Origin of the sequence: Metabacillus litoralis, from assembly GCF_020524045.1 — a bacterium.
Taxonomy (GTDB): Bacteria; Bacillota; Bacilli; order Bacillales; family Bacillaceae; genus Metabacillus; species Metabacillus litoralis_C.
This window is the reverse complement of the sequence record NZ_JAIVKL010000004.1, coordinates 57,729-79,307: the sequence shown is the minus strand read 5'-3', so window position 1 is coordinate 79,307 and position 21,579 is coordinate 57,729. Positions and strand designations below refer to the sequence as shown.

Below are 21,579 nucleotides of genomic sequence, written 5' to 3'. Positions count from 1 at the left end.
GATTTCGAGGACTTAACTGCGGTTTTTGAAGGATTTTGTCACTTGCATGTAGTTTTATGTCATAAAACGCTGTTAATTCAACATTTCTTTTGATTTTTACATAAAAAATAAGTTTTCGTCAAAATTCTACAAGTCTGACATCATAATTGTGGTCTAGTAAGTAATGAAATCACTTAACAACAAACTATCAGAAAAGATCTTAATAAATTGAAAAGGGACGAGATCGTTTCAATTTACTTCCGACACAAGATTTGCCAATTCAACTAAAGCTTCTTTGCGTATTTATAACTTTCAATAGCAGGAATCATAATGATGCATGGTAAAAAGGTCAGAAAAACCAGTAACAAGTCATTTAATGGTGGTAGAAATACTATAGTAATGCCTATTACAAACAAAGGAATTGACCAAATCATCATCCTTTTTGCACCATATTTATTTATTTTGTACCAATTTTCCTCTGATTCAAATGATTCACTAAATCTAACACCATATAAATGATTCATCTTTATTCTTTCTTTATATAGAGGAATACTTAAACCAACAAACAATAAACCACAACTTATATTTAAAATACCAATAATAATGTTATCCATTTTAAACACCCCTTAATGATAAATACGAAATAATAACAAAATGGTTTCATTTTTTAGCCTATTTTCCATTGCAAAAGAAATTTACATAAAAAACATACTAAGACGTATTTTAAGAAGACATACAAAAAGACGAATAATTCTATATTCAGTTAAGCTGAAAAAAACAAGTTCGTTCCATTGCGCTGCAGACACTCGCGTTCCACGGGGAGGAAGCTGAGCCTCCTCGACGTAAGCGCCTGCTTAGGTCGAGGCCTTTCCTCTATTCCCGTAGGTGCATTAGTGTCTTCCGCTCCATTCCACTAGTTCTTAAAAATAATTTGCAAAATCAAAAAAACTATTGAAGAAGGCAAATAAAAACCCGAACTATTAGGCGAATGATTAATTGTTACATCACCTAATAATTCGAGCTTATCATTAGCTTTAATACTTATGTCCCATCCTCTTAGTACACCAAACTAATCTACTACCTATTCATGTTTGATCAAAAAGCTTAATTATTGATGAAAAGATTATGAAGCTTAAGAGACAAGTATAGGAAAACTCCCACTGTTCGTTTATTTTCTATCTCTTGAAATTCCACTCATCCGTTTCATATTTCTTCCTTGCAATCGTATTTACATACTCTATTTCATCAGCTGTTAACACATAAGGCTCTAATTCAATATGTAAACCTTTTTCAAAACCTTCTTTAAATGCTTTTTTTGCTTCTTCAATTGTTACCGGTTCTTCACGAAGTGTATTTGTGGCAACTGCTTTACTCTTAAAGGCACGTTGCATTCTTTCTTTTACGCGCTCATTGGGGTATTTAAATAAATCAAAAAGCATATCTTCATCAAGATCCAGTAAGATAGAGCCATGTTGAAGGATAACACCTTTTTGTCTAGTTTGTGCACTACCTGCAACTTTTCGCCCCTCTACAACAAGCTCGTACCAAGATGGAGCATCAAAACAAACCGCAGATCGAGGTGACTTCAAGCCTTGCTTTTCCTCTTCTGTTCGAGGTATTGAAAAATAGGCATCCAGACCCAAATTTTTAAAGCCTTCTAAAATCCCATCGGAAATGACACGGTAAGCTTCTGTGACGGTTTTTGGCATTTCAGGATGTTCTTCAGTAACAATAACACTATAAGTGAGCTCTTTATCATGTAATACACCGCGACCACCTGTTGGCCTTCTAACAAATCCAAGACCGTATTTTTGAACAGCTCCTAAATCAATTTCTTTTTCCGCTTTTTGGAAATAACCGATTGAAAGTGTTGCAGGATTCCATCCGTAAAATCGAATAGTAGGTGGAATTTTCCCCTCACTATGCCATTCTAACAACACCTCATCTAATGCCATATTAAATGCTGGTGAACAATTTCCAGAATCTATAAAACGCCATACTTCTTTCGTCATGTTGTAAACCCTCTTTATTGATCATTTTATTCATTAAGTCTAGCAGAAGTTTTTAAAGAAGAAAATATAAATGCATCGTAGGTAATGACAATTAAGACAAGCTCTTATATAATAATAAAGGTCTATATGAGTTCTTTAGAGCTTCTAATAAGAAACATAACATATAAAAGGGGTCGTGCAAATTGACATCAACATGGTTACTAATTATTTTAGCAGCAGCTATTATTGGATACTCTGCTTTTAGCTTTTTCTATCAACGCAAAATCATGAAGCATTTAACAGAAGAAGAATTTAGAGCTGGCTATCGAAAAGCTCAATTAATTGATGTGCGTGAGCCAAATGAATTTGAAGGTGGTCATATTTTAGGCGCAAGAAATATTCCCCTTTCACAACTACGTCAGCGTCATAAAGAAATTCGCAAAGATCAACCTGTATACTTCTACTGTCAAAACACAGTACGTAGTGGTCGTGCAGCTCAAATGTTAAAACGTAAAGGCTACAATGACATTAATTGTCTAAAAGGCGGCTTTAAAGGCTGGACAGGTAAAGTAAAGAAAAAATAATTAAGGCTCTTTTCTGAAAGATTGTTGCTAATTGACCTAATTATGCAGTGGAAACATGATGGTTATAGCAAAATAGGTACTATCCTATGAAGAAAAGATGCCACTATGCTTTATATAATGCTGTTTACTTGGAGTTGTTGTTAAAGCAACAAAGTTTAAGAAAACAGCCATAATTAAACACATATTAGAAGCTACTTTACCATCTTATCTGGAAAAGTAGCTTCTTTTAATATAACAAGGTTAAAACTTGATTTTATAGTTGTACAGAAATCCACAACAAAGATATAAAAATAAAGCAGCATATAAAATACATAGATAACTACATCGTCTAATGCAAGTGAAGATTATATTCATTAGTGTAAAAACAAAAAGTAAGGGAATTTTAACAAAAGTAAATCTCTTTTTATTTGCTACCTAGTTCAATAATGATATTATATGAAGTAGTAATCAAATAACATTTACCAAGATTTTGGAGGAGTATTAAATTTGATAGTCGCCATACTGCTTTTTCTATTTATGTCTTTTTTCTTATCGGGAAGTGAGACAGCACTTACTGCGGTAAACAAAATGAAATTAAAAACAAGAGCTGAAAACAACGATAAAAAATCTCAAAAACTGCTTGAATTTGTCTCAAAGCCTGATGAATTAATCACAGGCATTTTAATTGGTAACAACATTGCAAATATTATGCTACCTACTCTTGTTACGATACTTGCACTTGAGTATGACATTAATGTCGGAATAGCAACGGGAGTTTTAACCGTCGTGTTAATTATTTTTGCAGAAGTTTTACCAAAGTCAATTGCAGCAACTTTTGCAGATAAAATCGCTTATATTGTTTTTCCAGTGATCAGAATAATTCTGTTTATTTTTAAGCCTTTAATTTTTCTACTATCTAGGTTTACAAGAATCGTTATCAGTTTTTTATCGAAAAACCAAGTGAATACAGCATCAATATCAAGAGAAGAATTAATAACAATGGTCAACATTGCCACATCTGAAGGAATTCTTCAAAATGAAGAAAATCAGCGGATTAAAGGTGCTATTGACTTTTATGACCTTGATGTACGAGATGCTCTAAAAACTCCTAGAACTGAAATACAAGGCATACCATGCGAATCATCTTTTGAAGAAGCTCGTGAGTATGTTTTAGATGGAAGTCACACAAGATATCCAGTTTATAAGGAGAATATGGACCACATTGTAGGAGTCCTTCACTCAAAATCATTACTTTCATGGTCACTAGAGCCACATAAAAACTTAGAAGATTTCATAGATAATGACCCATTATTTGTTTTCGAATTTCATTCAATTGAAAAGGTTTTTAAATTGATGCTTAAAAAACGAAGACATTTAGCTATAGTATTAGATGAATATGGTGGAACGAAGGGAATCATAAGTCATGAAGATATTATCGAAGCGATGATTGGTCAAGATATCAAAGATGAAACAGACGATGATGAAGAAATCTTAATTGATGAATTAACAGACTCACATATTATTTGTAATGGAAAATTAGCTTTAAGGCGTTTAAATGAAGTCTTTAAAACGAAAATTCCAGAGCAAGAAGATATCTTAACAGGCTTCTTACTAAAAGAAATGGGTCGATTCCCTACTGAAGGCGAATCCTACGAATACCACCATCTACATTTTGACATCCAATCTGTAGAAGACAACAAATTAAAAAAGATTATGATCACGAAGAAAACAGCACCTGGTGAATAATCAAAAAGCTAAGCAAATCTATAGAATTGCTTAGCTTTTTCTCATTTTCTCTTCAGAAAAAATAGCATGACTATACTTTAGCTTTACTTAGCAAACCCCATAATTTGCTTTATAAACCCTATCCCAAATCTTTGATCTTGCTTTAATCTTTCTTGACGTACTTGATGCTCTTTTACAAAAGCTAGAAAACGCTCTTCTCGTGCATCTGTATGCTTCTGAGCAAGATCTCGTTCATTTTGAATTTCTTCTTTGTATAATTCTCTTTCAAGATTTGATGTTTCTTCTAAGTTCGAAATCATATCTTGGACATCTGAAAATTCAAATCTTGCAACTTCTGTTTGCAACTTTGCTGTTTCGGAAATCTTATGATGAACTGAGTGTACAACATTTTTCTCTAATTGATTTAATTTTTCATTCAGCTGTAATATCTCCTGAACTTCCTTCGAATCAATAAAATTTGTAATCTTAGTTAACGATTCTTTCATTTCCTCCACAGCATCACTTTTTACAGATGAACTTACCTTATCTGCTGTTGATTGCTGATTGGAAAGTAACTGCTTGATTGTTTTTGTATCCATATTACTATCTTTAAAAGATTTAATTTTCCGAAGCATTTCGATATTTTCAGGTGTTAATAGTCGTGCATTTTTTTCATCTCTTTTAATATCAATAAACTCCGAAAATTCATCTTCCCAATTTTTCAAGATGAATACCTTTTCTCCTACAAGAGACGCTGCTTTTGAAATTGTTACATATTTTGCTGCCAATCTACTCCACCAACCTTTGTCTATTTTTTCTTATGTTACTAGTTCTATATTCTCTCTATCTATTTCCTTCCTATCGACAAAGGTTCTAAAAACTAGTCATAATGTTAGTGGTTTTGTAGATTTACAACATTTAAATACAAAAAACTGACTTACTATACAGCAAGTCAGTTTTTTCAACATTTTATCTTTGATATTTTAAGATTGGTTTTCTAGCAGCTGTTGTTTCATCAAGACGTTTAATGACTGTCGTGTGCGGAGCTTCTTGAACAATCTCAGGATTTTCTTCCGCTTCTTTTGCAATTTGAATCATTGCATCAATAAAGGAATCAAGTGTTTCCTTTGATTCTGTTTCTGTTGGTTCAATCATAATACATTCTTCAACATTTAACGGGAAATAGATTGTTGGTGGATGATAACCAAAATCTAATAATCTTTTTGCAATATCAAGTGTACGAACACCTAGTTTCTTTTGGCGCTTGCCTGATAGTACGAATTCATGCTTACAATGCTGATCAAATGGTAGATCAAAGTATGGAGCTAGACGACGCATCATATAGTTTGCATTTAATACGGCATATTCTGTTACAGCCTTTAATCCATCAGGTCCCATTGAACGAATATATGTGTATGCACGAACATTAATACCAAAGTTACCATAGAAAGGCTTTACACGCCCGATTGATTCAGGAAGATTATAATCAAAATGATAGCCTTCTTCCGTTTTAACAAGCACTGGTTTTGGTAAATAAGGAATTAGATCCTCTTTCACACCAACAGGACCTGATCCTGGACCACCACCACCATGAGGACCTGTGAAAGTCTTATGAAGGTTAAGGTGAACAACATCAAAGCCCATATCTCCAGGACGAGCTTGACTTAGTACTGCATTTAAATTTGCTCCATCGTAATATAATTTTCCACCAGCATCATGTACAATTTGTGCCATTTCTAGAATATGAGCTTCGAACAATCCTAGAGTATTAGGGTTTGTTAACATAAGAGCCGCCGTTTCTTCATTAACAACTCGTTTTAAATCTTCCAAATCTACTAAGCCATTTTCATCAGATTTAACTGTGATCGTTTCAAAACCAGCTACAGTTGCTGACGCAGGATTTGTACCATGTGCTGAGTCAGGGACGATGACCTTAGTTCTTTTTGTATCATTATTAGCTTCATGATACGCACGAATCATCATTAATCCAGTCCACTCACCATGTGCACCTGCTGCTGGTTGAAGAGTGACTTCATCCATACCAGTAATTTCTTTTAAATGCTCTTGAAGATCAAATAATAATTCCATTGCACCTTGAACCGTTTCTTCTTCCTGTAAAGGATGAATATGTGCTAGACCTGCAATACGCGCAACATTTTCATTGATTTTCGGATTATACTTCATTGTACAAGAACCTAATGGGTAGAAACCTGAGTCAACACCATGATTACGTCTTGATAAAGCTGTATAATGTCTCATAATATCTAATTCTGAAACCTCAGGAAGCTCTGCTTGCTCACTACGAATATATGTTGAAGGAATGAGCTCATCTAATGACAATGCTTCAATTTCTAGCTCTGGCAAGCTATATCCTACGCGACCTTCTTTGCTAACTTCAAAAATTAACGTTTGATCTTGATTACTCATTGTCATCCCCCAGTTCCTTTACAAGTGTGTCAATTTCTTCTTTTGTACGAAGCTCTGTAACCGCAATTAACATATGATTTTCAAGCTCTGGATACACCTTTCCTAAATCAAAGCCACCAATGATCCCTTTTTCTAAAAGCTGTTTGTTTACTTTATATATTGGTTTTTCTAACTTCACAACAAACTCATTAAAAATCGGTTGTTCAAAAGGAACTTCTAATCCGGCATTTCTACAAGCTTTTTTCGCATAATTGGCTTTTTGAATATTTTGAATCGCCATTTCCTTCACACCTTGCTTACCTAAAGCTGTCATAGCAACAGATGCAGCAAGTGCATTCAACGCTTGATTTGAACAAATATTTGAAGTCGCTTTATCACGACGAATATGCTGTTCTCGTGCTTGAAGCGTTAACACAAAACCACGTTTCCCATTTTCATCTGTTGTTTGACCAACAAGACGTCCTGGTACTTTTCTAAGTAATTTATTTGTAACAGCAAAATACCCACAATGTGGTCCACCAAAAGCAGTAGGAATACCAAATGGCTGAGCATCACCAGCTACAATATCTGCACCAAATGCTCCAGGAGGTGTTAAAGCACCTAAAGCTAAAGGATTAGAAGAAACAACAAACATACTCTTTCCAGTATGAGCGATCGGTTCAATATCTTGTAAAGGCTCAATGTTTCCAAAGAAGTTAGGATATTGCACAAGAACAGCTGCTACATCTTCATTCATTTCTTCTTGTAATGCCACAAGATCTGTAACACCATTCTTAACTGGTACTTCGACAACTTCAATGTATTGACCTTTTGCATATGTTCGAACAACATCACGAGTTTCAGGGTTTACTGCTTTCGAAATAAGAATCTTTTTCTTTTTCGTTTGTCCAGCAGCTAACATCGCCGCTTCAGCTAAAGCTGTTCCACCATCATACATAGATGAATTCGCAACATCCATTCCAGTTAACTCACAAATCATCGTCTGAAATTCAAAAATTGCTTGCAGTTCACCTTGAGATATTTCAGGTTGATACGGTGTGTACGCTGTATAAAACTCAGAACGCGAAATAACATGATCAACAATAATAGGCATGTAATGATCATAAACTCCAGCACCTAAAAAAGAAGCATGACTACGTAGGTCTTTATTTTTAGCTGCTAATTGTGTTAGCTCTTTTAATAGCTCCGTTTCTGATTTCGCTTTCTTGATATTGTACTCTCCTTGAAAACGAACACTTTCTGGAATATCCTGAAACAACTCATTAACAGATTCTACGCCAATTGCTTGTAGCATTTCCTGTTTATCTTGTTCCGTCATTGGTAAATAACGATGTTTCATTGGTCGTGAGCCCCTCTCCGATATAAAAAAGTAGTATTTATTTATATGTTGAAATTTGTGGTATTTTGTCGTTTTCCTAATATATTGTAAGAATTAGCAAATAAATTGAGTAAACTAGCAAATATAATTCAGATTTCCGCAAATATATTTTGTATAACAGCAAATAAATGCTCGAAATCAGCAAATATCCTAACTAGACTAGTTTAATAGTTGGCAGAAATGACTTATTTCTTAGGACGTTTGTAAAAAGGTGTAGCCACAACAACTGCTTTTAGACGTTTTTTACGAATTTGGACTTCTATTTCTGTTCCAAGCTCAGTAAATTCTTTCTTTAATAAAGCTAATCCGATATTTTTCTTTAGTGTTGGTGATTGTGTTCCTGTTGTCACAACACCAATTTCCTCACCACCTGAAAATACTTCATACCCATGACGTGGAATTCCTTTATCAATCAATTCGATTCCAACTAATTTTCGCTTTGTTCCGTTCTCTTTTTGTTCTTTTAAAACTGCTTTTCCATTGAAGTCATCTTCTTTGTTTGGTTTGACCGCAAATCCGATTCCTGCTTCAATTGGAGTAATATCTTTTGTAAGCTCTTGACCATACAATGGAAGAGTTGCTTCAAAACGCAATGTATCGCGTGCTCCTAAACCACATGGTACAACTCCATCTTCCTTGCCTGCTTCTAATATTTTCTCCCAAAGACTAACCGCATCTTCTGAAGCACAATATAGCTCAAATCCATCTTCGCCTGTGTAACCAGTTCTAGATACTAAAACTTCCGCACCTGCTACATTTACAGGATTAATAAATTTGAAAAATTTGATTGTCGTTAAATCTGTGTTTGTTAGTTTTTGAAGTGTTTTTTCAGCTAATGGACCTTGAAGAGCAAGTAATGCCGTTTCATTCGAGATATTCGTTAATGTTACATCACCAGATAAATTAGACGTTAACCAGTCTATATCTTTTTCAATGTTAGATGCATTAATCACTAATAAATAGTCATTTTCAGCTTTTTTATAAATTAGAAGGTCATCCACTGTGCCACCATCTTCATAGCACATTGCTGTGTATTGAGCTCCGCCTACCTTTAATAAAGAAACATCATTTGTCACAACACGTTGTAAAAAGCTCAGACTATCTGATCCTTTCACTTCTACCTCGCCCATATGGGAAACATCAAATAAACCTGCTTTTGTACGAACAGCTTCATGCTCTTCTTTAATAGAAGAAAATTGAACTGGTAAATCCCATCCACCAAAATCAATTGTTTTTGCACCGTAGTTTTTATACACCTCATATAATGGTGTTATGTTTAGCTGTGTCATATTGATAGACTCCCTTCAATTATGAGTAAACAATCTTTATTGGGCTATTAACAACCCAAAAAAGCATACAAAAAAAGGACATAGTACTCCCATAAATTTAATGGAAGTCCCTGTCCTTTTCACCTGAAAGTTTACCCTATGTATGAATGTTCTTACTAATCCAAACCTAAAAAGTTTGAAATTAGCATTTTCCATAAGGCTTTCCCCTTTGGTAGTTTGCACGATACGCAAACACTCTCCAGAGCTGCGTCAAATAAGAGTCTTTTTGCCTGAGAGATTCACAGCTGCTTGCTCCTTCGGCGCTATACATAATACCTATAGTCTCTCCCCTTATTCTCACCCGCACATATTTAGTTACAAAGTTGGTTATACTACTAAAACTAATTATTACGACATTTTGACATTTTTAACATTTTAAAATACAAGAAGATTGAAAGCGCTAAGCTTACAGAATGATAAGCAAATTAAGAACTTTCTTATTTTACATACTACCATGATCACATGCTTTCAGCAATCAATTTTTTCTTAATGAAAAAGTTTTTTTCTTATCTAATGTTCGTGTTTTGTCCATAATAGGTTAATTATTAATATAATTAATACATTTAAGCAGAAAATAGTGAACATTATTAAAATGCAGTAAACGAAGAAAGGACTGTCTTTCTATGAATATCAAGACAAATTTCGATTCTTCCTGGCAGGAAGGTTTTTTTGAAAAACTTGAAAATGACGGACCTTGGGCAAACTGGGAGTTATACAAGCTTGCTTATGAGGTACAACAACATACAGCTGTATCAACTTTTGAAGGGTTACAGGCCCCTAACCATTTACCACATTTCACTCCACTTCCACATCAATTGGAAGTGGCACAGCGTGTTGTTGAAAAAATGAATGGAAAAGCGATTTTAGCTGACGAAGTTGGTTTAGGAAAAACGATCGAAGCTGGATTAATTTTAAAAGAATATATGATTCGTGGACTTGTAAAGAAAGTACTCATTTTAGTACCAGCTTCTCTTGTCTCACAATGGGCACGAGAATTAAACGAAAAATTCTTTATTCCCGCAGTTGAGCAAAAGAAAAGTTATGTATGGGAAGCTTGTGATGTTGTTGTCTCTTCTATAGATACAGCAAAAAGAAACCCTCATCGTGATATTGTTTATAACCAACCCTATGACTTAGTGATTATCGATGAAGCGCATAAGCTTAAAAATAATAAAACCAAAAACTATGAATTCGTGCAAAATCTAAAAAAGAAATATTGTTTACTATTAACAGCTACTCCTGTTCAAAACAGAGTTGAAGAAATATTTAACCTTGTTTCATTACTTAAGCCAGGTCATCTAGGAAATGAATCTCACTTTACAGAGGTCTTTTCTGCTAAAGAACGCTCATTAGATGATCATGAGCATTTAAAGGAACTTGTGAATAAAGTGATGATTCGAAATCGTAGAGGTGATACTGGCATTGATTGGCCAAAACGCCATGTTGAAACAGTAGCCATCGATTTTTCAGAAACAGAACAACATTTATATAACACGATAACACAGCTAAAATCTCTTTCTGATTATGCAGCAAATACGTTTTCAATCATGACTCTCCAAAGGGAAGCATGTAGTAGTCGAGAAGCTGTTTATATGACATTAAAGAAAATGCTCGACAAACCTGAAGAAGAAGAAAGAGTGTTACCTAACAATGTGATTAAAGACATTATGATAGCAATCGACGGTGTTACTCAAAATTCAAAGGCTCTTAAAGTGGTAGATTTAATTAAAGAAATAGATGATAAAGTAATTATTTTCACAGAATATCGTGCAACTCAGTTTTACTTACAATGGTTTCTTCAACAAAACGGGATCACCTCTGTTCCATTCCGTGGAGGATTTAAGCGTGGTAAAAAGGATTGGATGAAGGAACTATTTAAAAACCGTGTTCAAGTATTAATTGCAACTGAAGCTGGTGGTGAAGGGATTAACCTACAATTTTGCCATAACATTATTAATTATGATTTACCATGGAATCCAATGAGACTAGAACAACGCATCGGCCGTATCCATCGACTCGGTCAAGAACACGACGTTCATATATACAATATGGCCACAAGAAACACGGTTGAAGAACATATTTTAAAACTACTTTATGAAAAAATTAATTTATTTGAAAAAGTAATAGGTAATCTTGATGAAATTTTGACCAAGCTCGAAATCAAAAATTTCGACGAGACGATTCAAGATATTATGTACAATTCCAAAAGTGATGGTGAAATGAAAATAAAAATGGAGAATTTAACATCAATTTTGGATTACGCTCAGCACTCACAAGAGCAAAGAAAAGCAGCAAGTGGCAACAATTAAGCTTCCTATGCTAAAGGTTGTACATTTTATATAGTAGAAAGAAGATTACATATGAAAGGTGGCAAACCATGCAACAGGAAAAAATTCATCATTATTTAGAAAGCTTCTTCATCGCAAACTCGTGTGACATTGTTGAAAATGAACCAGGATATCTGACCGTTCAATTAACAATCGATATGGATAAAGAATTGATGAACCGCCCTTTTTATTGGCACTATCTCGAAAAAACAAATGGTGTGCCTAACCCTATGAAATTAACATTAATAACCGATCAACATTCTGCACCAAAAGATCTAAAAGGTGAGGTTATGCATTTTGGTGCACCTCGCCTTCATCAAATATTCCGCTCCACAACAGGTCTAGGAAGCTACATAAGATTATTTGAACAAGCTACAACAACTGGTGGAAATGTCCCCCTTCACCCATGGCTTGGTGTGAATATTATGGTTTCTTACCAATGCGATATGAAAAAAGATCAACTCTATTCAATCGGCTTACATCTTGTTAGTGGAACACTAGTAGAGAACTTTCAAGAAAAACTAGAAAACTTAGAGCTAACACCTAAAATACCAGATCTTTGCTTTACAATGACACCACTAATTAAACCGCAAAGCGGTATAAAAAGAATAGAGCAATTTATCATGCAGGAAATCAATCAGCAAAATACATCATGGGCAGATTCTGCTAGAGAAAGATGGCAAGCAGATGAAAAGCTATTGAATCACTTCTATGAAGAGCTTGAAGAAAAGCCAGACTGTTATCACTTAGAAAAAGAAGCACTAAAAGAACTTTATGAACCACAAATTAATGTATCTATTCAAAATGGTGGGATTTTCTATTTGACTCCTCAAGCTATTTTTAGGTAGCTATTTTTATTTTATCAATGATAGGTGGGTTCTTCCCCCTCCTATCGTATCTATGAAAAAATAAAGACAACATCCACAAAATCCATTAATCCCTCTTTATAAAAATATTTCCTACATATATAAAACATAAATAATCACTGTTTCTTTATACTATTTAAAATATTTCTACAAAATATGTAAAATTTAAAAATTATTCGACAAAATTGAATTTTCGTAGTTAAAGCTTACTTAAAATTTAGTTAAAGAAAATGGTTAAGAAATGACTATTTTTGTGTCAAAAACACACCTAAAGACCCACTCAATGTTACAACCATGTAAAAATTTACAATTCTCATTAAATTTTTTTGCTGTCGACATAAAACAGCACACTTACTAAAAATTCCTTTTTATAATAAGATTAGTGATATAGATATACATATAAGAGAGACTAAGGTAATAAACCAGATTCATAATCAGGACAATTTAATCAGTTCAAGGGCAAACCTATTGAAAAATAGGGACGCAAAGTCACAGGTCTTCCGTTCAGATAAAAAAAAGTGAATTATGATGGCTGGGCTGCCTGAAATACAGGCGAAGTATTTTAGGAGGGTAAAAAGTTGAATAGCAAAATTGTTGATAAAATAATGTATGATGGTGAATTGGATCAAGAATGGGTAGAATTAATTCTAGAAGCTCTTGAGGTTGGGATTAGTGTGGATGAAATACAGGACTTTTTCAAAAACAAAAGACCGAATGTACAAACAATTTAAAAATCATTTTTGATCGTTTATTAAGCTTGAAATTTTTTTCAAAAATTGTTCTTCATATAAAACAAAACCTTCTTTATATGTTATAATCATGCTATTAAAGGAAGGTGACTTGACGTGATTGGTCCACGAATTAAAAAATACAGAACTCAAAAAAATTTATCTCTATCCGAACTAGCAGAACGAGCAGGAGTTGCAAAATCATACTTAAGTTCGATTGAACGCAATCTCCAGTCAAATCCTTCTGTACAATTTTTAGAAAAAGTTTCAACCGTACTAGGTGTATCTGTTAATACCCTTCTAAATGAACAAAATGAATTAGATCCTAAAGAGCTTGACTACGAATGGACAAAGCTCGTACAGGATGCCATGAAATCTGGGGTATCTAAGGAGCAGTTCAAAGAATTTTTAGAGTTTAATAAATGGCGACTACAGAATGATAATGATAAATGATAATAAGAGCATAATTGGTGGCTGGTGAGGGCTGCTGATTGTGCTTTTTTTGTTATGTGAATGTTCGTTTTATTGAATCATCTCTCGAACATTTTCGTTCTTTTTAACGACTTTATTTTGTCGATAATGAATGTTTCTTGTCGAAATAATATACTTTTCATTCTTTTCTCTAAGAGATATAATTATATTGAGAACAACACAGTGCAAATTCACTATATTGAGTAGCTATTTCTACTCACTTTGTTCTTTATAAAGAATATTATTGTAAGAGGTGAAGAATTTGTCAACTACTTTAAAAGAAAATCGTCCATTAGTGTTAGATCATCAAATGATTATTTTTGAAACTGCTCAGAGTTGTAATCCAGGAAAAGGCCATAATCCTAAAACACAATCTGATAGAGGTAATTCTAAAGGATGTGGGAAAGCCAATGGAGTGGGCTTTATAGGTACAAAAGGTAACAAATTCATTTAAATTATGACAATAGGTTAACTTTTTGTTAACCTATGTCTTTTATTTTAAAGAGGAGGATAAGAATGAGTACCTTTCGTACGATTATTGGAGAGCATGTATTTGAATTTTGGTTTACAACAAACGATTTAGAGGAAAAATTACTAAGTCAATTTAAACCACTCGAGTCTGATGATAAAATACCTGATATAAAAATTAGTCTTCATTCTAACTATGGAAAATCATTCCTAAACTATGAGGTAGAAATATCTAAATCTGATTCAATGACACTCTTCAAAAGAGCTGACTACTTAATTGAAGTTGATAATGACTATGAAGTTTGTAAGATGTTTGTACATAACGAATTAGCATTTAAACATGCTTTAATGAATTTATATAGTTCATTTATTGTTCATCATAATTGGGGTATTCTTCTACACTCTTCATGTGTTATTGACAATAATGGAGCTTGTGTTTTTTCAGGTCAATCAGGTGCAGGTAAATCAACAGCAGCTCGCTTATCACAACCTCGAGAACTTTTATCAGATGAAGCGACTCTTATTAGAATTACAGAAGATGACATTACTGTTTTTGATTCTCCTTTTCGCAGTGAGTTAAATAGTACTCATAATCAAAATACATATTCATTAAAAAGCATCGATTTACTTAATCAATCACCAGTAAATAAGAGGAACAAATTAACTAAATCTGATGGATTTCTTTTACTATTGGATAAAGTCTTCTTCTGGACTTCAAATAAAGAAGAAGTGCAAACAATTTTAATGTTATTAAGTATACTAACACGAAAAGTTCCAATGTATAGTCTGCATTTTCAGAAAAACAATACTTTTTGGGAGTTGATTTCATAATGAATTTATATATAAAAGAAAGGGAATATGAAACTGTTCAACTAGACGAAGAATGGATTGTGATGAATACGGATAAATTCACAGTTACGAAGCTAAATGGGATTGGTGGTTATTGCTGGTCTTTACTTGAAAACCCTCAATCTATTCAATCAATTACACAATTAGTAGAAATTCATTATCAAATTAAAAATAGCACTCTTTCTAATGATATTGAAGATTTTATTAGCGAACTAATAAATTTCGGATTGGTTCGTCATGCAATTTGATAAAGACACGGTAGATCTTCTGCTATCAACAATAAAAAAATACGGATGGATGGACCTCCCCTCTGACGGAATTAGTATGTATCCATATATAAAAAAAGGAAACATATGTCGCTTTACTAATTTTAATGAATCGACAGTTAGACAAGGTGACATTCTTCTATATTATTCATCAACCGGCCAACTAATTGCCCACCGATTTTTGTACGAAAAAACATTTCCAAATGGGAAAAAACATTTCATTTTAAAAGGAGATACAAATGTAAGTAATGATGAACCAATAAGTAAGGAACAAATTATCGGCTCTTTAATAAGTATTACCAATTCTAAGAAGACAGTTTACACATCAAACCTAACTTCTAAACTATGGGGATATTCCATTAGATTTTTCCCGATTTTATCCAGGGTTATTAAATACTATTTAACTCGAAAAATCCGAATAAATCTAGATCAGGTGCATCTGTATGATAAAAGATAAAGTCAATTCAATTATTAAAGAATTTCATTTTGATGGAATTCGAAAGACTTTTGAATTAGTTGGTCCTTATATCTTAAAAAACACTAAATTTTATATTGGTCTCATTATTATTTTATTTGTAGAAATTTTTCTTACGATTGGGTTTGCATGGTTTTTTGGAGCAATTACTGATGCTGCTGTTAAAGGTGAATTCGAAACACTAAAATCATTAATTCTAATCATACTAATATTATTAGTGATTAGTTTATTTTCTACTTTCTTTAGTACATTTCTAGAATCTTATATCACTAGCAATATTAGACAAGAATTAAAAGACCATGTCTTAAAACAAATTCTCCTGTTATCTCCCAAGAAACTATCTAAACAACGATCGGGTGAATTACTAACACATTTTACTAACGATATTAGTTCGATTGATGGAGTGATTGGTAGTAACCTTATATATCTTATTCAACTACCTTTAGTATCAATAGCTGTATTCATCTATATGATACAAATAAACTGGCAGTTATCCATTATGAGCCTATTAATCATTCCTTTTGCCATTATTATAGGTGGCATCTTTGGTATTCTTATTCGAAATAACAGTAGGAATATTTTTAATAAAATCGGTGACATTAACAGCCAGCTAACCGAAACATTTCAGGGTCTTTCTGTAATACGTTCCTTTGTTCTTGAAAAGTCTTTCTCTAAAAAATTAGCAAAATTAAATAGAGAATTATTGGATATTGAGTTGAAGAACGCTAAGCTCCGAGGAACATTTTTGGTTGTTGGTGATGCCATATCCTCTATTTCTTATATTACTAGCATTTGTATTGGGGCCTTTTTTGTATCCAATGGCCATATTACGGTTGGATCATTACTGACATTTGTTACTCTCATGCAACAACTTATTAATCCATTAACAGGACTAGCTGGAATTTGGGGCAGTTTTCAAAGCTCAGCCTCAGCTGTTGAAAGACTGTCTAACGTATTAGATGTCGAAGCCGAATTTCAAGATTTGCCTTTTTATAAAAAAACGGAGAAATTGCCAAAAACAATAACATTTGATCATGTTACTTTTTCCTACGATTCCCATACAACTATTTTTAAAAATCTTAACTTAGACATTCCTACAGGAAAATTAGTTGCATTTGTTGGTCCAAGCGGTGCAGGAAAAACTACCTTATTTCATTTAATCCAAGGATTTTGGAAACCACAAATTGGACAGATCTTAATGAATAATCAGCCAATAAACAAACTCTCCCCTTCTGAGTTAAGAAGTACTTTCGCTTTAGTAGCGCAAGAGACGTTTTTGTTTAACGGAACGATTAAAGATAATTTGCTATTAGCTCGGCCTCATGTTACTGATATAGAAATGATTAATGCGACTATTCAAGCAAATATCCACGAATTCATTATGTCTCTACCAAATCAATACAACACAGAGATTGGTGAGCGTGGCGTTCGATTATCAGGTGGACAAAAGCAGAGAATATCAATAGCTAGAGCTATCTTAAAAGATGCACCTATTCTTTTACTTGATGAAGCCACATCTGCATTAGACAGTGAATCCGAATTCCAAGTAAAAGTAGCTCTAGAGCATCTAATGAAAAATCGTACAACACTCGTTATTGCACATAGACTTTCTACGATTCAACATGCTGATTTAATCGTTGTGATGGATAACGGAGAGGTTGTTCAGACAGGAACTCATGAAACACTTATAAAAGAGGAAGGGATGTACAAAAGACTTACACAAACTCAAAATTTAGGTCATAAAACAGAAATAAATACTCTAGCCTTATAAAAGTTGGTGTTAATATGATTAGGACTTTTATCGAAAATCTTTATACTTCACCTAGCAATCTATGTAGTATTGATGAAGAACAGTATAAACTAATAGAAGAAGATATATCTTACTTTAACAACGAATCACAAATTTATACGAAATTATTAGAGAAAGAAAAATCAGAAGAGCTTCCTGCCTTTTTCACAACCCATCTAAAGAAATCGTATCAAACTCAATTCATACAAAACATGTTGATTAAGAATCAAACTCACATGATTTTATCAGCTTTAGAAGACAACAAACTTTCAGTTATTGCTTTAAAAGGTCCTCTATTCTCTGAAAAGTATTATGGAGACTTTGCAGCTCGTCCCTCTTCAGATATTGATTTATTAATTAAACGCGAAGATTTAAATGATGTTATTACATGCATTAATAAATTAGGATATATAAATGAAGAAAAAAACGATGAAGATCATTTTCATAGAACTTTCAGCAAACCTATTCCAGGTTCACCAGTTCCATTACTTGTAGAAATTCACTGGAATCTCTTAAGGGAAAATACAAGTGAACTACCAATTAATCAAGTTTGGGACGAAGCCATTACTGTTAGTGGATGCGAATATGTGAAAGAACTTTCTAGTTTTTATACATTTTACTTTATCATTCTACATGCTTGGAGACATAATTTAGATTCAATGAAACATTTTTTAGATATTATTCAGATAATTCATAGACTTGGTAATAAAATAGATTATGAATTGCTTTTTAGGATAGCCCAAAATCATAAAACACTCAAACGGGTTAAGCGTACTTTATCGATTGTTTATCAACAGTTTCCGCATTTAAATGATTTATTGAAGTTACCTTTTAAAAAAGAATACGGATCTACGTGGCAGTACGAAGTTATTCGAGGTGTTAGTGTAAATAAAAGCATTTCATATTTAGACTTTATTGATTATCAGTTTAATAGTTTTGATACGTTTTATCATCGCTGTATAGCGTTATTTGAATGGCTTTTTCCTTCGGAGTTTGGATTAATAGTTGAAGTTAATAACAATAAGAAAATAACCTATACTAATCTTTTAAGGCAACGAGTTTTTAGATTATTCCATTCTGCCTTCACAAAAAATAACATTACAAAATAAGAGGATGCTCGTCTATAAAGAGGTTCCTCTCTTTTTAGACAATTAAATTTCTTCAACTATAAAAAACTTTTGTGGAGTTGGTCAGCTCAGTATGACATCTATTTATCCTCTATCAAAAAAATAAAAAAGCTTGTATTAAAATCGACAAACCTATACACTAGCTTCTTAAAGATAATAAGCTATCTACCTTATTTTTATCCTTCATCATTTTCTCTACATCGAAGATCATTGGAATAAGAGCAGTATTTGGACCAATAATGTCATCGCCTTTTTGTTCTACAGCTAAACTAAAGGAAATTTTCAACATACGAAATAGCTTTTTTTCAATAAGTGCAAGATAGTATTTAGGATTGTACTTAGAACAATGATCATAGAATACTTTCATAAATATAGGGAAGATTCCCCTACGTTGATATTCTTCATGTATACATAGCTTATCAATTTCCCATATGTGTTGGTGATTAAGCTTTATCTCATCTAACCTTGAAAACTGGTATCTATTTGGTCCCTCCACAGTACTATTAGGGTTTTCAGGATGATAAGGGATAAATTCTATCGTGCCAATCACTCTCTTTCTTTTCAATCCCCATTTTGTTCGTTGTATTAAATTGTAACGAACACCATTACTTGCATAGGGATCGTTTAACCAGCCATTTTTAGCACACATATATCCCCATATATTCTCAAACTCTTTTTGCTGCTTTACTGTGGATACTAACTCATAGTCAATAGCATATTTATTCGTATTAAAAAAACTCATGTTATTTAGCCTCCTCTATTTCAAATTTGTTCAAAGAATCAAATGATATTTATATATTAATAGCCCTAAAACTAGGGCTATTTGATGTGGTATTCTATTTTAGCTTTCTAAACCTGATCCAGGTTCTTCCCCTGGTTCTCCAGGATTATCTGGATCTGGGTCTCTAGGTGGCCAGAATTTCATCGTTTCACTGAAATCCAAAATCTCCATAGTCGGTTTGGTCCATTCCTTTTTCATTTTATTACACCTCCTCTCACTACTGTTTTAATCTGCTTTCTCAAGGGGTTATTCCCATTTGTTTAGTTAACAAATTTCCAAATAAATTCTTTTTATCGCTTGCTAAGAAACCATACTCACCCTTTTGTATGACTGATCCTTGGTCTAATACAACCACTTGATCCGCATTTCGAATAGTTGATAAACGATGTGCAATAACGATAATTGTCATCTTTCCTTGTAATCTTTCAATTGCTTGTTGAATCTTTTCCTCATTTTCACTATCTAAAGCACTTGTGGCTTCATCTAAAATTAAGATGGAAGGACTTCGTAAAATAGCTCTTGCAAGAACAATTCTTTGTCTTTCTCCTCCAGAAAGCCTAATTCCTCTATCACCAATAATTGTATCTAATCCTTTTGGAAGTTTCTTTACAAACTCAGAGGCTGAAGAAAACTCTAATGCTTCCCATAACATTTTGTCTGTAGCTTTTTGCATCACTAATGATAAGTTTTCCCTGATAGTTGTATTAAATAGAAAAGGTTCTTGTGGAACATAGCTTATTGCTTTTCTCAATGAGAATAAATCATCACTACTCAATGGTTTTCCATCTACTATGATTTGCCCTTCTTCCGGCTTATTAAGACCCATTAATAAATCAATTAAAGTGCTCTTCCCCGCTCCAGATCTTCCTACAATAGCTGTCATTTTATTTGCAGGTATGACTATATTAATATCTTTGAGAGTAAAAGGGCTAGAAGCATTCTTATGATAACGGAAATATACATTTTGACATTCTAAATCTTTATTCACTTGTAGGGATTTTATCTTTTGGTAATCAATTTTCTTAAACTCTAATGCCTCTTTACTTTCTTTCTGTATTTTTATAACAGCCTTAAAAGATGGAATAGTTGTTGCTATTTGCTCCATTGAACTTTGTATACCAGCAACTCTTGGCCAAAGTCTAGAAAAAATAATAATAATCAACATTAATTGAGCTGATTGTGCATTAAACATAGTTATAGCTATAAATATAAATAAGGCAATTAATATTGATGATGCAACTTTATAGTATAATTGTGAGATTGATTTCATTTTAGTGTATTCGATTTGTTCATCCTTCATTTTGTCTGTTAGTTGGTCATACCAACTTAGTCTAGACTCTTCTAAGGTGTTGGACTTAATATCTTTTATCCCATTAAAATGATCGGTAATTCCGCCAAGAAAGTCTTTACCCAATGTATAATTTCGTTTACCAAGAGCCATAGATTTTTTCAAGAATTGACGGTTTAGAATAATAATGGCCATTCCACAGATAAGTAAAAATATAGTTATATTAGGTGAAAGGATAAAGGCAAGACCAATTTGGAAACAAGTAAATATTAATGAAGTTAAAAATTGTAGCAACGAATTTGTTCCAGCACTAGAACGATTTACTTCTGTTGTAACTATATTGATAAGATCTGACTTCCTGTTTTTGATAAAAAAATCCCAATCAGCATATATGATATCTCTATAAGTTTTAATACGTAAATACCGTAGAAATCCATGTTGAATTTTTGCATTTTGAATAGTTATGTGACGCTGAAGGTAAGCTTGACTAACTACTAATATTACGTATATCCCTAAAATAACTGGTAACACAAAGCTAGTAGGAATATAATCAATAAAGTTAAATAATTGTAAGAACGGAATTTGTACAGTGTTGAAGTTGACCAATCCCGTTAAATTAATCAATGGAATAAGCAACAAAATCCCTACACCATCTAACACACTAATGATCAAAGATGCTAGTAAATTAAAATATAATTTCTTTCCTTTATAAGAATGTATTTGTTTTAAGAAATATACGATATGTACCAAGTA

At 33.0% G+C, this 21,579-nt stretch carries 21 protein-coding genes and 2 riboswitches; of the genes, 12 read left to right on the top strand and 9 right to left on the bottom strand.

From position 1 onward, the window contains the following. Positions 1 to 263: 263 nt before the first annotated feature. Together LC076_RS08240 and LC076_RS08235 are read right to left on the bottom strand one after the other, a co-directional pair. A complete protein-coding gene (locus LC076_RS08240) occupies positions 264 to 593 on the bottom strand; it encodes an SdpI family protein (RefSeq protein WP_226667552.1) in 330 nt (109 codons plus the stop codon). Between the two features lie 561 nt (positions 594 to 1,154). After that, positions 1,155 to 1,991: a biotin/lipoate A/B protein ligase family protein gene (locus tag LC076_RS08235; RefSeq protein ID WP_226667551.1), complete on the bottom strand. Its 837-nt coding sequence runs from the start codon at positions 1,989 to 1,991 to the stop codon at positions 1,155 to 1,157. Positions 1,992 to 2,173: 182 nt separating this feature from the next. Between LC076_RS08235 and LC076_RS08230 the strand changes: the two genes are divergently transcribed. Both LC076_RS08230 and LC076_RS08225 read left to right on the top strand, forming a co-directional pair. Next, positions 2,174 to 2,554 (top strand): rhodanese-like domain-containing protein, encoded by a 381-nt coding sequence (locus tag LC076_RS08230; protein ID WP_226667549.1) that lies wholly within the window; start codon positions 2,174 to 2,176, stop codon positions 2,552 to 2,554. Between the two features lie 486 nt (positions 2,555 to 3,040). Further along, positions 3,041 to 4,279 (top strand): hemolysin family protein, encoded by a 1,239-nt coding sequence (locus LC076_RS08225; RefSeq protein WP_226667547.1) that lies wholly within the window; start codon positions 3,041 to 3,043, stop codon positions 4,277 to 4,279. Positions 4,280 to 4,362: 83 nt separating this feature from the next. On the opposite strand, the gene LC076_RS08220 is transcribed toward LC076_RS08225, so the two are convergent. From LC076_RS08220 to gcvT, 4 genes are all read right to left on the bottom strand, one after another. Continuing rightward, positions 4,363 to 5,046, bottom strand: coding sequence for a helix-turn-helix domain-containing protein (locus LC076_RS08220; RefSeq protein WP_226667544.1), 684 nt, complete (start codon positions 5,044 to 5,046; stop codon positions 4,363 to 4,365). Positions 5,047 to 5,227: 181 nt separating this feature from the next. Beyond that, complete coding sequence (gene gcvPB / locus LC076_RS08215; RefSeq protein WP_226667543.1) at positions 5,228 to 6,685, bottom strand: aminomethyl-transferring glycine dehydrogenase subunit GcvPB; 1,458 nt, start codon at positions 6,683 to 6,685, stop codon at positions 5,228 to 5,230. After that, positions 6,678 to 8,024 (bottom strand): aminomethyl-transferring glycine dehydrogenase subunit GcvPA, encoded by a 1,347-nt coding sequence (gcvPA, locus tag LC076_RS08210; protein ID WP_226667541.1) that lies wholly within the window; start codon positions 8,022 to 8,024, stop codon positions 6,678 to 6,680. Before gcvPA ends, gcvPB begins: the two co-directional genes overlap by 8 nt. A 224-nt stretch (positions 8,025 to 8,248) precedes the next feature. Beyond that, positions 8,249 to 9,352, bottom strand: a complete 1,104-nt coding sequence (gene gcvT / locus LC076_RS08205; protein WP_226667539.1) for a glycine cleavage system aminomethyltransferase GcvT — start codon at positions 9,350 to 9,352, stop codon at positions 8,249 to 8,251. Between the two features lie 247 nt (positions 9,353 to 9,599). Further along, a riboswitch (glycine riboswitch) is annotated at positions 9,600 to 9,692 on the bottom strand. A 322-nt stretch (positions 9,693 to 10,014) separates the two neighbouring features. Between gcvT and LC076_RS08200 the strand changes: the two genes are divergently transcribed. The 10 genes from LC076_RS08200 to LC076_RS08155 all read left to right on the top strand — a co-directional run bounded on the left by LC076_RS08200 (position 10,015) and on the right by LC076_RS08155 (position 18,739). Beyond that, positions 10,015 to 11,700, top strand: a complete 1,686-nt coding sequence (locus tag LC076_RS08200) for a DEAD/DEAH box helicase (protein ID WP_226667538.1) — start codon at positions 10,015 to 10,017, stop codon at positions 11,698 to 11,700. A gap of 68 nt (positions 11,701 to 11,768) precedes the next feature. Continuing rightward, positions 11,769 to 12,566 (top strand): YqhG family protein, encoded by a 798-nt coding sequence (locus LC076_RS08195; RefSeq protein WP_226667536.1) that lies wholly within the window; start codon positions 11,769 to 11,771, stop codon positions 12,564 to 12,566. Positions 12,567 to 13,032: 466 nt separating this feature from the next. Then, positions 13,033 to 13,129: riboswitch (cyclic di-GMP riboswitch) on the top strand. Positions 13,130 to 13,189: 60 nt separating this feature from the next. Further along, complete coding sequence (locus LC076_RS08190) at positions 13,190 to 13,315, top strand: anti-repressor SinI family protein (RefSeq protein WP_226667728.1); 126 nt, start codon at positions 13,190 to 13,192, stop codon at positions 13,313 to 13,315. Between the two features lie 114 nt (positions 13,316 to 13,429). Then, complete coding sequence (locus LC076_RS08185) at positions 13,430 to 13,765, top strand: helix-turn-helix domain-containing protein (protein WP_226667534.1); 336 nt, start codon at positions 13,430 to 13,432, stop codon at positions 13,763 to 13,765. A 280-nt stretch (positions 13,766 to 14,045) separates the two neighbouring features. Further along, positions 14,046 to 14,237, top strand: a complete 192-nt coding sequence (locus LC076_RS08180; RefSeq protein WP_226667533.1) for a hypothetical protein — start codon at positions 14,046 to 14,048, stop codon at positions 14,235 to 14,237. 62 nt (positions 14,238 to 14,299) lie between these two features. Further along, complete coding sequence (locus LC076_RS08175; protein ID WP_226667531.1) at positions 14,300 to 15,082, top strand: hypothetical protein; 783 nt, start codon at positions 14,300 to 14,302, stop codon at positions 15,080 to 15,082. Beyond that, complete coding sequence (locus LC076_RS08170) at positions 15,082 to 15,348, top strand: PqqD family protein (protein WP_226667530.1); 267 nt, start codon at positions 15,082 to 15,084, stop codon at positions 15,346 to 15,348. The genes LC076_RS08175 and LC076_RS08170 overlap by 1 nt, the downstream gene beginning before the upstream one ends. Beyond that, positions 15,338 to 15,823: a signal peptidase I gene (locus LC076_RS08165; protein WP_226667525.1), complete on the top strand. Its 486-nt coding sequence runs from the start codon at positions 15,338 to 15,340 to the stop codon at positions 15,821 to 15,823. The genes LC076_RS08170 and LC076_RS08165 overlap by 11 nt, the downstream gene beginning before the upstream one ends. Next, a complete protein-coding gene (locus LC076_RS08160) occupies positions 15,810 to 17,612 on the top strand; it encodes an ABC transporter ATP-binding protein (RefSeq protein WP_226667523.1) in 1,803 nt (600 codons plus the stop codon). The genes LC076_RS08165 and LC076_RS08160 overlap by 14 nt, the downstream gene beginning before the upstream one ends. 14 nt (positions 17,613 to 17,626) lie before the next feature. Then, a complete protein-coding gene (locus LC076_RS08155) occupies positions 17,627 to 18,739 on the top strand; it encodes a nucleotidyltransferase family protein (RefSeq protein ID WP_226667522.1) in 1,113 nt (370 codons plus the stop codon). A gap of 157 nt (positions 18,740 to 18,896) precedes the next feature. On the opposite strand, the gene LC076_RS08150 is transcribed toward LC076_RS08155, so the two are convergent. The 3 genes from LC076_RS08150 to LC076_RS08140 all read right to left on the bottom strand — a co-directional run bounded on the left by LC076_RS08150 (position 18,897) and on the right by LC076_RS08140 (position 21,576). Then, positions 18,897 to 19,499: a hypothetical protein gene (locus tag LC076_RS08150; RefSeq protein ID WP_226667521.1), complete on the bottom strand. Its 603-nt coding sequence runs from the start codon at positions 19,497 to 19,499 to the stop codon at positions 18,897 to 18,899. Positions 19,500 to 19,598: 99 nt separating this feature from the next. Further along, entirely contained in the window at positions 19,599 to 19,736 is a 138-nt protein-coding gene (locus tag LC076_RS08145) for a paeninodin family lasso peptide (RefSeq protein WP_226667519.1), read from the bottom strand. Positions 19,737 to 19,776: 40 nt separating this feature from the next. Continuing rightward, on the bottom strand, positions 19,777 to 21,576 hold the full coding sequence (locus LC076_RS08140; RefSeq protein ID WP_226667518.1) for an ABC transporter ATP-binding protein: 1,800 nt from the start codon (positions 21,574 to 21,576) through the stop codon (positions 19,777 to 19,779). Positions 21,577 to 21,579 lie beyond the last annotated feature (3 nt).